11 protein-coding genes are annotated in these 12688 nt (G+C 62.4%); 7 read left to right on the top strand and 4 right to left on the bottom strand.

Annotated features, from left to right (window positions below; translation table 11 throughout):
* Positions 1-77 precede the first annotated feature (77 nt).
* Positions 78-776 (bottom strand): cobalamin B12-binding domain-containing protein, encoded by a 699-nt coding sequence (locus tag NKI70_RS23270; protein ID WP_023676506.1) that lies wholly within the window; start codon positions 774-776, stop codon positions 78-80.
* Between the two features lie 308 nt (positions 777-1084).
* Here NKI70_RS23270 and NKI70_RS23265 point away from each other — a divergent pair, with 308 nt between their 5' ends.
* The 5 genes from NKI70_RS23265 to NKI70_RS23245 all read left to right on the top strand — a co-directional run bounded on the left by NKI70_RS23265 (position 1085) and on the right by NKI70_RS23245 (position 7046).
* Positions 1085-2659 carry a trimethylamine methyltransferase family protein gene (locus NKI70_RS23265; RefSeq protein WP_352587662.1) on the top strand — a complete coding sequence of 525 codons (1575 nt, stop codon included), beginning with the start codon at positions 1085-1087 and terminating at the stop codon, positions 2657-2659.
* Between the two features lie 148 nt (positions 2660-2807).
* Entirely contained in the window at positions 2808-3437 is a 630-nt protein-coding gene (locus NKI70_RS23260; protein WP_352587665.1) for a hypothetical protein, read from the top strand.
* 104 nt (positions 3438-3541) lie between these two features.
* Positions 3542-4297: a dienelactone hydrolase family protein gene (locus NKI70_RS23255; protein ID WP_023676503.1), complete on the top strand. Its 756-nt coding sequence runs from the start codon at positions 3542-3544 to the stop codon at positions 4295-4297.
* A gap of 68 nt (positions 4298-4365) precedes the next feature.
* Positions 4366-4926: an RNA polymerase sigma factor gene (locus NKI70_RS23250; RefSeq protein ID WP_023676502.1), complete on the top strand. Its 561-nt coding sequence runs from the start codon at positions 4366-4368 to the stop codon at positions 4924-4926.
* Between the two features lie 2 nt (positions 4927-4928).
* Positions 4929-7046: a vWA domain-containing protein gene (locus NKI70_RS23245; RefSeq protein WP_023676501.1), complete on the top strand. Its 2118-nt coding sequence runs from the start codon at positions 4929-4931 to the stop codon at positions 7044-7046.
* A 148-nt stretch (positions 7047-7194) separates the two neighbouring features.
* Here NKI70_RS23245 and bmt read toward each other — a convergent pair whose 3' ends face one another.
* Complete coding sequence (gene bmt / locus NKI70_RS23240) at positions 7195-8211, bottom strand: betaine--homocysteine S-methyltransferase (RefSeq protein ID WP_352454606.1); 1017 nt, start codon at positions 8209-8211, stop codon at positions 7195-7197.
* A gap of 88 nt (positions 8212-8299) precedes the next feature.
* Positions 8300-9142, bottom strand: coding sequence for a helix-turn-helix domain-containing protein (locus tag NKI70_RS23235; protein WP_023676499.1), 843 nt, complete (start codon positions 9140-9142; stop codon positions 8300-8302).
* Positions 9143-9370: 228 nt separating this feature from the next.
* On the opposite strand from NKI70_RS23235, the gene NKI70_RS23230 reads away from it, so the two are divergent.
* Complete coding sequence (locus NKI70_RS23230) at positions 9371-10381, top strand: fatty acid desaturase (protein WP_352700440.1); 1011 nt, start codon at positions 9371-9373, stop codon at positions 10379-10381.
* Positions 10382-10464: 83 nt separating this feature from the next.
* Entirely contained in the window at positions 10465-11265 is an 801-nt protein-coding gene (locus tag NKI70_RS23225) for a phosphate/phosphite/phosphonate ABC transporter substrate-binding protein (protein ID WP_023676497.1), read from the top strand.
* Between the two features lie 107 nt (positions 11266-11372).
* On the opposite strand, the gene NKI70_RS23220 is transcribed toward NKI70_RS23225, so the two are convergent.
* Positions 11373-12683 (bottom strand): M24 family metallopeptidase, encoded by a 1311-nt coding sequence (locus tag NKI70_RS23220; protein WP_352724952.1) that lies wholly within the window; start codon positions 12681-12683, stop codon positions 11373-11375.
* Positions 12684-12688 lie beyond the last annotated feature (5 nt).

Below are 12688 nucleotides of genomic sequence, written 5' to 3'. Positions count from 1 at the left end.
CACGGCTCTAAATATTTGGGAATAAAAAAGCCGCACTGCAAGGCGCGGCTTTTCTCGTCGGTGCCGGACTTATTGGCTCAGGCCGAAGCGCGGACGTTGTGCTTGCGCTTCATGAAGTCCTTGGCGGTCTCGACCGCCACCGCGGCGTCGCGGCAATAGGCGTCGGCGCCGACGGCTTTGCCGAATTCCTCGTTGAGCGGTGCGCCGCCGACCAGCACGACATAGTCATCGCGAATGCCCTTTTCCTTCATCGTATCGATGACGACTTTCATGTAAGGCATGGTCGTCGTCAGCAGCGCCGACATGCCGATGATGTCGGGCTGGTGCTTTTCGATGGCATCGAGATATTTTTCGACCGCATTGTTGATGCCGAGGTCAATGACATCGAAGCCGGCGCCTTCCATCATCATGCCGACCAGATTCTTGCCGATGTCATGGATGTCGCCCTTGACGGTGCCGATCACCATCTTACCCTGCTTCGGCGCGCCGGTGGCGACAAGCAGCGGACGCAGGATGAACATGCCGGCCTTCATCGCGTTGGCCGACAGCAGCACTTCGGGAACGAACAGGATGCCGTCGCGGAAGTCCTCGCCGACGATGCGCATGCCCTCGACCAGAGCCTCGGTTAACACCTTGTAAGGCGCCCAGCCGCGCTCGAGAAGGATATTGGTGCCTTCCTCGATTTCTTCCTTCAACCCGTCATAAAGATCGTCGTGCATCTGCTGCACCAACTCGTCGTCGGAGAGTTCCGAAAGGATGATCTCGTCGTCGGCCATTTTTTCTCAGGCTCCTTGCCGGCTACAACTGTTGCGGCAGCTTAAAAATATCGCGTCAATACCTAACCCGCACGGGCCGGTTGTCCATAGCTGATTTGCGACTTCCCGCAAAACGAAAGCGACCGTAAATCTCTTGGAATTCTTGTCGATTTTGCGACAGGCGTTGGCGCTGGCGGGCCGTTTCGAATAGGGTGCATGGCTACGATCCGGCCAGAGACCGCAATATGCGGCCGCAAACGGATTTCAGGCCGGTGCAAGAGCCCGGCCGGAGTAAATCAGGCCAGAACGAAAGCCAGGGAAGAACGATTATGAGTGAGAACGCGCCGGTCGATCAGGAAGCGTCAAACGCACGGCGCGGGCGCGCTGCCAGCGGTGGCGCCGCAGCCCGACGGGCTGCACGTTCGGGCGGCGGCCCCGGCACACAGCTCACCTATATCAAGCGCAAGATCAACGTCTATGAAGTGCTGGACGAGGAAGGGCTGGCGCTGATCGAAAAGAACACCGACACGGTGCTGGAGGAGATCGGCATCATCTTCCGCGACGACGCCGAGGCGCTGCAGCTTTGGAAAGAGGCGGGCGCCGACGTCAAGGGCGAGCGGGTGCATTTCCCCAAGGGCCTCTGCCGCTCGCTGTTGAAGACCGCTCCGTCCGTCTATACCCAGCACGCCCGCAACGGCGAGCGCTCGGTGCAGATCGGCGGCAACGCGACAGTGTTCGCGCCGGTCTATGGACCGCCCTTCGTGCGCGATCTCGACGGCGTCAGGCGCTATGCGACGATCGAGGATTTCCGGAATTTCGTGAAACTCGCCTATATGGCGCCGTCGATCCATCATTCGGGCGGCACGGTTTGCGAGCCGGTCGACGTGCCGGTCAACAAACGGCATCTCGACATGGTCTACAGCCATATCAAATATTCGGACAAGCCGTTCATGGGCTCGGTGACCGCGCCCGAGCGCGCTGAAGATACGGTGGCGATGGCCAAGATCGTGTTTGGTGACGATTTCGTCGAGAACAACACGGTGCTGACCAGCCTGATCAATGCCAACTCGCCGATGGTCTTCGACGAGACCATGCTGGGAGCGCTGAAGGTCTATTCGCGCCACAATCAGGCCTGCATCGTCACGCCGTTCATCCTTGCCGGTGCGATGAGCCCGGTGACGGTCGCCGGCACGCTGACCCAGGTTTTGGCCGAGGTTCTGGCCGGGGCGTCGTTCACACAGCTGATCCGGCCGGGTGCGCCGGTGCTGTTCGGCACCTTCGCCTCGTCGATCTCAATGCAGTCTGGCGCGCCGACCTTCGGCACGCCGGAGCCGTCGCTTGTCTCGTATGGCGCCGCACAGCTTGCCCGTCGGCTCGGCCTGCCGTTTCGCACCGGCGGTTCGCTCTGTGCTTCAAAAATCCCCGATGCGCAGGCCGCCTACGAGAGCGCCAACACGCTCAACTCGACGATCCTCGCCGGCACCAACTTCGTGCTGCATTCGGCCGGCTGGCTCGAGGGCGGTCTCGCCTCCTGCTACGAAAAATTCATGATGGACATCGACCAGCTCGGCATGACGCAGAAGTTCTCCGAGGGTGTCGACCTGTCGGAAAACGGCCAGGCGATGGATGCCATCCGCCAGGTCGGCCCAGGCAGCCACTATCTCGGCTGCGATCACACCCAGGCCAATTTCCAGACCGCGTTCTACCGCTCCAACATCGCCGATAACAATTCCTACGAGCAGTGGCTGGCCGAAGGCGAAAAAACCGCGCCGCAGCGCGCCAACGAGCTCGCGCGCCGCTGGCTCGAAAGCTACGAGGCGCCGTATCTCGATCCGGGCATCGACGATGGGCTGAAGGACTTCATCGCCAGGAAGAAGTCGTCGATGGCCGACGCCTTCACCTGAAAGGAGCCCGAATCAGGCGGGGCTAAAGTCGCCAACATCATCCACAAGGAAGTCTGGCGGAGTGCCTTCTCCGACCCGGACAAGAAGGGGTGATCCCGAGCGCGGCATGACTGAAACCATCGCGGCAGCGCTTTCCGCCTCCGGCCTCATGCTTCGCGGCGGCTTCAATTTTGCAGGTGGTGAAGAAACACCCTCCGGTCTCTCCGGCGTCGCCGCCAAATCCGTGCTGCTGGTGGGGCAGGCGGGTGCCGCACCTTGGCCGCACTTCCTGCGCTGGTTGGAGAAACAGTCACAGCCGATCGACGATCCGCTCGACAGATGGTCGCGCGAAGTGATCGGCGCGGTGGCCGGAAAATTCGGGGCGCGCGCCGTGTCACCGTCCGACAGGCCTTATCTGCCGTTCCAGCAATGGGCGATGCGTGCGGAGGGGCTGAAGCCGTCGCCGCTCGGCATTCTCATGCATCCGAAATACGGGCTCTGGCATGCCTATCGCGGCGCGCTGCTGTTCGAAAATGAGATTGCGCTCCAAGAACCCCACGACGTGATTCACCTTTGCGATACATGTTTGGAAAAACCTTGCCTGAAATCCTGTCCGGTCGAGGCTTATTCTGCGAATGGTTTTGCACATGAAACCTGTCTGGCCCATGTGCGCGGGCAAAACGGCGCGCCCTGCCGGACCGGCGGCTGCCTCGAACGCAACGCCTGTCCTTACGCTACCGATTATCGCTATCCGGCCGAGGTTCAGGCCTTTCACATGGCAGCATTCGCGCGTCTGTAGCGTCGCCGAATGCCGCACGAAATCTTGAAGCAGATCGCCTCATTACAGCTTGCCGCGACGGTCACCGCGGGTATCTATCGCACGTCAGATCAACGGAGCGGATGATGGCCACGCAAGCGATGCAGATCAAGACAAGCGACGGCATTGCCAAGGCCCGGCTGTACCGTTCGGCGGCCCCAGCCAAGGCAGCGATCATCCTCTACATGGACGTTTTCGGTCCGCGACCGGCGCTTGATCAGATGGCGGAGCGGCTTACGGGCGAGGGCTATGCGGTGCTTGTGCCGGACCTTTTTTACCGCAATGCGCCCTACGGTCCGTTCGATCCCAAGACTGCGTTCGGCGACGAGAGGAGCAAGGCCGCCATCACAGGTCTCCTGGGCGGCACGACCCAGGAGATGACGATCCGCGACAGCGGCGCTTTCCTCGATGTGCTCGCTGCCCAGGGCCTAACCGGGCCGGTCGGCATTGTCGGCTATTGCATGGGCGGAGCGCGGGCGCTGAACGCGGCGGCCAGCTATCCCGATCGCATCGCCGCCGCGGCCACTTTTCACGGCGGCAATCTGGCTGGTGACGCAGCCGACAGTCCGCATCGGAAGGCCGCCTCGGTCAAGGCAAGGGTCTATATCGGCACTGCCGGTGTGGACCGCAGCTTTCCGCCGGAGCAATCGGCGCGGCTGGCCGAAACACTGCGCGCCGCCGAGGTCGATCATGTCATAGAGAACTATGCCGGCATGGCGCATGGCTGGTGCATGCCGGACCATAGTGCCTTCGATGCAGCCGGCGCCGAACGCCACTGGAAGCGGCTGACGACGCTGTTTGCGGAGACGCTCGGCCAAGGCACGCCAACCATTACGACGTGACCGCCCGCCAAAAAATTCTTTCCATCGCCCCAAGGAACCGCCATTAGCCTTCGTCCAACAGGCAAATGATGGCGATGATGCTGGACGAAAGCGAAGCCTCCGACGCCGAACTGATCGGACGGGCGAAGGGCGGAGACCGGGGTGCTTTCGGCAAGTTGCTCGAAAGGCACTATGGTTTCGTCTATCGCGCCGCCTATCGTTGGTGCGGGAAAAAGGCCGACGCCGAGGACATCGCCCAGGAAGTCTGCGTCCGGCTCGGGCGGGCGATCCGCGACTATCACGGCAGCGGTGCCTTCACGACGTGGCTCTACACCATGACGCTGAATGCGGCGCGCGACATGATGCGCAAGACCGCCCGCGAGACGGTCAAGACCGAGGCCTATGGCGCCTATGCGCTGATTTCGGGGGAAATCTCGGCTGAGCCGGAAGACCCGGCCGAGACGCTCTGGGCAGCGGTGCGCAAGCTGCCGGACAAGCAGCGCGATGCGGTGCTGCTGGTTTATGGCGAAGGGCTGAGCCACGCCGCCGCCGCCGAGGCGATGGCGATCTCGGAGACGACGGTTTCCTGGCACATCCATGAAGCGAAGAAACGGCTGAAGACGCTGATGCGTTCAGCCGGGGAAGTGTGACCATGGTCGACGACAACGAACTGAACAGACTGCGCGACATCGCAGCACCGGCGCCGGACGCGGACGCAAAGGCGCGTGCCCTCCAGGCCGCGCTGCGCGCCTATGACATGGAAGAAAAAACTTTGCCGGGCGCCCAAGGATCGGTGAGCGGGCTTCGTCTCACAGAGCGAGCACAAAGGCTCTGGAGCGAAATCATGCAAAAGAAACTCTTCGCCACGCCGGCCATTGCCGGGCTCGTTGCCCTGCCGATCGCCGGATACGCTACCATTTATATGCTGGGGGAATCCAAATTCGGCGGGCCCGAATTCGGCGGGGATAAGATCACCGAAACGCTGGCTGACAAACCGGCGACCGTCAAACCGCCGGTCGTTGCCGAAGCGGACAAGCAGAAGAAGGCGGACGCCGACAGTGAAAGCCGCGACACCGGCGAGGCGCTTGTGGCGCCGACATCGCCGCCGAAGGCGGAATCGACCGCGGTCGGCGGGCTGACGCAGCAGGATGTGCTCAGCCGCAATGCACCCGAACCGGCGCAGAGCGGCGAGTTCGCGTTGGATGGGGGTGCAAGCTCCGCGGCTCCGGCAGTCGATGGCGGCGCGCGGGTCGGACGCGTGCCTGGCACGGTTGCCGAGCCCAAGCTGATGGCACAGCAGCCCGCCGCTGCGCCGGCCGACCAGATGCTGCCGCAAGAGGAAAACCGCGACCGCGTCGAGAATTTCAAGACCAACCCGGTGCATGCCGCACTTGAAGACCCGGTCTCGACCTTCTCGATCGATGTCGACACCGCTTCCTATTCCTTCGTCCGGCGCTCGCTGAAGGAAGGCTTTATCCCGCAGGCCGACACGGTTCGCGTCGAGGAGATGATCAACTACTTCCCTTATGCCTGGAAGGGACCGGACTCCGCCTCGACGCCGTTCCACTCGACCGTCAGCGTCATGCCGACGCCGTGGAACGAGCACACCAGGCTGATGCATGTCGCAATCAAGGGTTTCGACGTGAAGCCGGCCGAGCAGCCCAGGGCCAATCTGGTCTTCCTGATCGATGTGTCGGGCTCGATGAACGAGCAGGACAAGCTGCCGCTCCTGCAGTCGGCCTTCCGGCTGCTTGTCAACAAGCTGAGACCTGACGACACCGTCTCGATCGTCACCTATGCGGGCGATGCCGGTACCGTGCTGGAACCCACCAAGGCTTCGGAAAAGGACAAGATCCTCGCTGCCATCGACAATCTGACATCCGGCGGCTCGACGGCAGGCGAGGCCGGCATCAAGGAAGCCTACAGGCTGGCGCAGAAATCCTTCGTCAAGGACGGCATCAATCGGGTGATGCTCGCCACCGATGGCGACTTCAATGTCGGCCAGACCGACGACGACGACCTGAAGCGGCTGATCGAAAAGGAGCGCAAGACAGGCGTATTCCTGTCGGTGTTCGGCTTCGGCCGCGACAATCTGAACGACCAGATGATGCAGACCATCGCCCAGAACGGCAATGGCACTGCTGCCTACATCGATACGTTGGCGGAGGCCGAGAAGGTGCTGGTCGAGGATGCCTCCTCGACACTGTTCACCATCGCCAAGGACGTGAAGATCCAGGTCGAGTTCAACCCGAACAAGGTCTCGGAGTACCGGCTGATTGGCTACGAAACCCGCGCCTTGAACCGAGAGGATTTCAACAATGACCGGGTCGATGCCGGCGAGATCGGCTCAGGTCATTCAGTCACCGCGATCTACGAGATCACGCCTAAGGGCAGCGGCGGCGAACAGATCGACCAGCTGCGCTACGGCCAGGCCTCGGTGAACAATGGCGGTGTCGCCAATGCCGACGAATATGCTTTCGTCAAGATCCGTTACAAGCTGCCGAACGAGGACACCTCGAAGCTGATCACCACGCCGGTAACGTCAACCAACGAGGTGGCGTCGTTCGACCAGGCCAGCACCGACCAGCGTTTCTCCGTTGCCGTTGCTGCCTTCGGCCAGAAGCTGCGCGACGAGGATGCGACCGCGAAGTTCGGCTACGACAAGATCATGCAGATTGCCACCGCCGCCAGAGGAGCCGACCCGTTTGGATACCGGTCCGAGTTCCTCTCGCTTGTGCGCCTTGCCTCGGCGCTCGGCGGTAACCGGTAGTGGCAATGACGGCCGGTTTCTTCAGATGGGATCGTTCTGATAGGGGGAGCCGGCCTACGGGCGGGTGAGGCAGGCCGGCGAGGGAAACCTTGCCGGCCTTTTTTCGCGGCCGCACTGCTTCGCGCGGACCATGTCGCAGACGAAAGCGTCAGGCGCGTCCGCGGCGCCGCTCGCGGCGGGCTTCGCTGGTCTCGGCGACGTTGACCGTAGCCTGCTTGTTGCGCATCGGGCCGATGCGTTCGACGATCTGCTCGACGGTCGGGCGATCCGACTTGGTGTGCGCATCGAGCGCCTTGCGCATGGCGGCGAGGTGCTGGAACGAGGTGCCGCAGCAGCCGCCGACGATTTTGGCGCCGGCATCGACGGCGAGGCGCACATAGTCGGCCATCAGCTCGGGTGTGCCGGAATAGTAGATCTCGGCACCGCGAAATTCGGGAATGCCGCAATTGCCCTTGACGATCACCGTTGCTTCCGGCTTCGCCTCGGTCATGTCGAGCAGCGAAGCGAGAATGTCGGAGGCGCCGACACCGCAATTGGCGCCGACACCGAGCGGTGTCTGCGACAGGCCGTCGACGACGCCGTGGATGTCCTTCGGCAGCAGTCCCATCATGGTGCGGCCGGCGGTGTCGAAGGAGCCGGTATAGGTATAGGGCAGGCCGACGCGGATGGCGGCTTCGGCGGCGGCGCGGATTTCGTCAGGCGCCGACATGGTTTCGATCCAGGCGACTTCGGCGCCGCCGGCCTTCAGCCCCTCAATCTGCTCGGCAAAGGCTTCGACCGCCTCGTCATAGGTCATGGCGCCGAGCGGCACCAGCAGCTCGCCGGTCGGGCCAACGGAGCCGGCCACGATCACCTTGCGGCCAGCGTTGCCGGCGACGGCGCTTGCGATCTCGGCCGCGCGCTTGTTCAGCGCATAGACGCGGTCCTGCGCGTGGTGCAGCTTGAGCCGATGGCGGGTGCCGCCAAAAGAGTTGGTCAGGATGATGTCGGCGCCGGCATCGACAAAGTTCTGGTGCAGGCTGGTGATGGTGTCGGGCGCGGTCTCGTTCAAGAGCTCGGGAGCCTCTCCGGCCTCAAGGCCCATGGCGAACAGATTGGTGCCGGTGGCGCCATCGGCGAGCAGGACGCCCTTTTCGGCAAGCAGAGCGTCGATCGGATTGGTCATGTGAAATACGCCTTCCCGGAAGAATAACTGAGATAAGGATATAAAGAATTCTTTATGTGCCGTCAATGTCGGCACGTAGAGCAACCGGTCAAAATTGCATCTCCGCCAGCTTTCGTGTGAAGCTGGCCGCTTCATGCGCGTTGACGTCCGCGGCACGGATCAGATTGTCGAAATGGCTGGTCAGGGTGCGGATCGGCTGCGTGGCGTTCAGCACCAGATACATGTCGCCGACGTAAATGGCGGCGCGATAGGGCCCGAAGATGGTGTAGGGGATCGAATAGCGCATCCGCCCGTCATAGAGAAACAGGCGGAAGGTGGGATAGAGGTCGTCGAGCAGCGTCGCCATATGGAGGAGCTGCTGGTGGCGGTCGGCCTCCGGAAAGCGGTCCCACACGCCCAGCCCACGCGCGAAGATCTCCAGCGTGTGGCGCGGCATACAGACTTCCATGTCGGTTTCGGGCCGTCGGTTGTAGTCGATGCGGTACTGCGTTTCGCCGGCCTGTGCCTCGCGGCTCTTGTTGGCGATGACGGCTTCGTAGTCGACAAGCGCCTCGGTGCGCAGAAGATCGGGAATGCCGGCCGGCACGTAGCGGATTTTCGTTCCCGCCGCCTCGGCATGCCAGCGAGCCAGCAGCGTGCGGTCGAAGCCGTCCGGCGCCTCCTCGATCTCAAGGCTCTCGCGGATTTCGCCGGTAACACCCTCGTCGTGGCTGAGGCCGAGCAACCAGTCGAGCGAGACTTTGAATTCGGCGGCGATGTTGAGCAGCGTTTCGGCGCGGGGAAGGCGGGTCGAGGCGCCGGAGAGCAGCTGCGACAGTGCCGAACGGTCGATGCCAACCGCGGCGGCGAAGGCCGACTGGTTCAAATCGGACCTTGTCAAGAGCATTTTCAGGCGCTCGCGAAAGATCGTCGACAGGTCGCGCTTGTCCAAATCTCTACTCTCCCTGACGTGAGCAAAATTTTGCGCCGAAGCGCTCTACATGGCGTTTCGAGCGCAAATGAATCTACGAGCTTGTTTACAATACATAACATATGCAGCTGAAAATGCGCAATCGCAACAGGTTGTGCGCTTTATCGCGTTGCGCCGACGCAACGCTCCTGACACAATGTTGTCAGGAATCAAACGGGTTCCGGCGACTGGAAGGCAGTGGTCGATAGCATGACGAGCATGGGCAACAGGCGACACGGCGCAGCGACCATCGAATGGCCGACCGTATTTCTCGCACTTCTCTGCTACGGCGGCTGGCTCGCTACCGGCTTCCTGCTCTGGCCTTCTTACCCGCTGCTGGCACTCGCCTTTCTGACCCTGATTGCGGCGCTACAATCCTCGCTGATGCACGAGGTCCTGCACGGCCACCCAACCCGGAATGCGCGGCTCAATGAAGCCTTTGTTTTCCTGCCGATTGGCCTTGTCTGGCCGTTTCGCCGATTCAAGACCATTCATCTGCGCCACCATGCAGACGAGCGCCTGACCGATCCGCTCGATGATCCCGAAAGCTATTACAAGGCTCTCTGGCAGCACGAGGAGCTGCCGTCGGCGATGAAATTCCTGCTGAAGGTCAACAACACGATGATCGGGCGTTTGGTGCTAGGCCCGTGGCTTTCCTGCATCGGCTTTTTCATCGACGACGCCAGGCAGGTTGCCGCGGGCGACAATTCCATCCGCAAGGCATGGCTGCTGCATGCGATCGGCCTCGTCGTGGTGCTGCCTGTCGTGCAGTTCGGCTTCGGCATGCCGTTATGGCTCTACATACTGGTGCCGGTGTGGCTTGGGCAGTCGCTGATTTCGATCCGCACCTACGCCGAGCACCAATGGTCTGAACATCCGGAAGGCCGCACGATCATCGTCGAGCGCTCGCCGCTGTCCTTCCTGTTCCTCAACAACAATCTGCATTTCGTCCATCACAAGAGCCCGACGGTGGCCTGGTACAGGCTGCCGAAGGTGTTTCGCGACCGCCGCGACGAATGGCTGCGGATGAACAATGGCTACGCCTATCCGAACTATTTCGCGCTGCTCAAGGCCTATGCCTTCAAGGCGAAGGAGCCGGTCGTCCATCCCGTGCTGCGGCGCATGCCGGAACCAGGACGCGCATTCAAGCCGCGCGTCAGGGCACGCAGCCTCAATGGGCTTGGCAGCGCACCGGTACCCGCCGAGCCGCCGAAAGAATGATTCTTGCGTTGTTGCAGGCGGTGCCGCGCGGACGACGCTTTCCTGACGTTGCCAATTTCCCCGCATAACGGTCAAATCCCGGCATGAGCGAATTCATTGCGGCTTTGCCGATGTACGACTGGCCGGAAGCGCGGGACGATGTCGACGCGCAATGGGCGCGGCTGCGCGATGCTTTCAGACAAAAAGGCATCGATGCGCCGGAGACGATCATCCGCCGCACCGGCGATTTGCCCCCCGTGCCTGGCGGTATTCGCGACGATCAGGGAAAACCCATCGCGCCCGATCCGGCGACATTGCCGCCGGACGAACTGGATTTTCACCAGCTCTGGCTGCATCCGGCGCTGCTCTTTGCGCAAACCTGCTGGGGACCGATGGAACTCGGCCTGTCGCAGCGTGTCCAACTCGTCGGCCAGCCGCGTTACGACGCCTTCGAAGGTGGACAGGGCGAACTCTATTCGAGCGCCATCGTCATGAGGGCGGGCGAGGCACCGCCGGCAAGGGCGCCGGCCGACGGCGGTGCCGTCATTCCGCTCGATCAGCTTCGCAGCAAGCGCTTCACCTTCAACAGCCTCGATTCCATGTCGGGCATCATCGCGCCAGCCCGCGACCTGCAAGCATTGGGCGAGAGTCTGGATATCTTTTCCGCGCTGAGCGAAAGCTGTGGGCACCGTGCTTCGATCGTTGCCGTTGCCGAGGGCAGGGCGGACGTCGCGGCGATCGATTGCGAGAGCTGGGCGCTGGCGCAGCGTTTCGAGCCTGCGGCGCAGAAGGTGACGGTCGTCGGCTGGACAAGGCGGCGCAAAGGCTTGCCGTTCATCACCGCCAGGACGACGCCGGAAACGATCGTCGCCGCGATGCGCGAGGCGATCGCGGCGCTCACGTAAAGCGCGTCGCGTTCGGTCGGCCTCATGCGACGCGCTTTAGATTCTTGTTTTATGCATGTCGTTATCGCAAAGCCGCTGCACACTTTTGCGCGACATGCTAGCGTCGCTCAGCCGCCAAGCAGCCGATTGTCGAGCGGGTAGGTCGAAAGCTTCTCGTTGCCGGTTTCAGTGATCAGGATCTGTTCTTCGATCTTGACGCCTTCGTAGCCGCCAAGCCGACCGATATAGCTCTCGACGCACAGCACCATGCCAGGTTCGAGCACTCCGTCCGGTGTGTCGTCGGTCCAGTCGCTAGCATGCGGCAAAGTCGGGTATTCGTCGGCAAGGCCGACGCCGTGATAGAGCACCCCGTAACGGGCCGGGAAGCAGTCTCCCGGTGGCACTGACGAGCCCTCGACGAGGTCGCGGAACGATATGCCCGACCGCATCAGCTCCGTGTTGTGGGCGATCTGGTCGGCGGCGATGCGGAACAGGTCGCGCTGCTCATGCGACGGCGGCGCGTCACCGCAAAGCCAGGTGCGCGAAAGGTCGGCGCAGAAGCCGTAAGGACCGATCAGGTCGGTGTCGAAAGCGACGAGCTCGCCGGCCTTGATCGTCCGCGACGAACACTCCTGGAACCATGGATTGGTGCGCGGACCCGACGACAGGAGCCGGGTTTCGATCCATTCGCCGCCGCGCGCGATGTTGCCGCGATGGAGTTCGGCCCACAATTCGTTCTCGGAGATGCCAGGCCTCAGCGCCTTCTCCATCTCGCCCATTGCCGCCTCGCAAGCGGCGATCGCCCGGCGCATGGCAAGGATCTCGTCGGGTGATTTTATCAGCCGCGCATTTTCCATCACCGCCTCGCCATTGCCGGTCGAGATGCCGAGACGGGCGAGCTCTTCGATGCCCTCGGGATTGATATGGTCGACGGCGATACGGCGATTGCCGCCGCCATGTTCCAATACCAGGTCGGCGATGCCGGCTGCCCAGCGGCGGACTTTTCCGGTCAGCTCGCCGCTGTACAGATAAGCCCACGACACCGCCGGCCGCACCTCGTCGACGACGCCGGAATGATCGGAAAGGTGCTCGCAGGAGAAATAGTCGAACAGCACCACCGGGCCATCGGTGGCAACGAAACAATGCCTGGTCCGATTGTGTGCGACCCAGAGCTGCATGTTGGTTGCGTCGGTGGCATAGCGGATGTTGACCGGATCGTAGAGCAGGGCTCCCGCATAGTCGCGGCGCTTCAGCTCGGCGCGGATGCGCTCGAGCCGGTATCGGCGCATGGCGGGCAGGTTAGGAGCAGCAATGCCCGCCGCCTGCCATTCGGCTTCCGCCAGCGCTCCATAGCCCAGCGCATGCTGGTTGAGTTCAGCGGCCTTCAGCCGCGATTTTTTGTGCAGCGCATCATTCGAGCCGTCGGGCTCGAACGGCATGATCT

Origin of the sequence: Mesorhizobium sp. M0500 (assembly GCF_040321165.1) — a bacterium.
GTDB lineage: Bacteria > Pseudomonadota > Alphaproteobacteria > Rhizobiales > Rhizobiaceae > Mesorhizobium.
The sequence above is the reverse complement of the archived record's forward strand: the minus strand, read 5'-3'. Positions and strand labels throughout refer to the sequence as shown.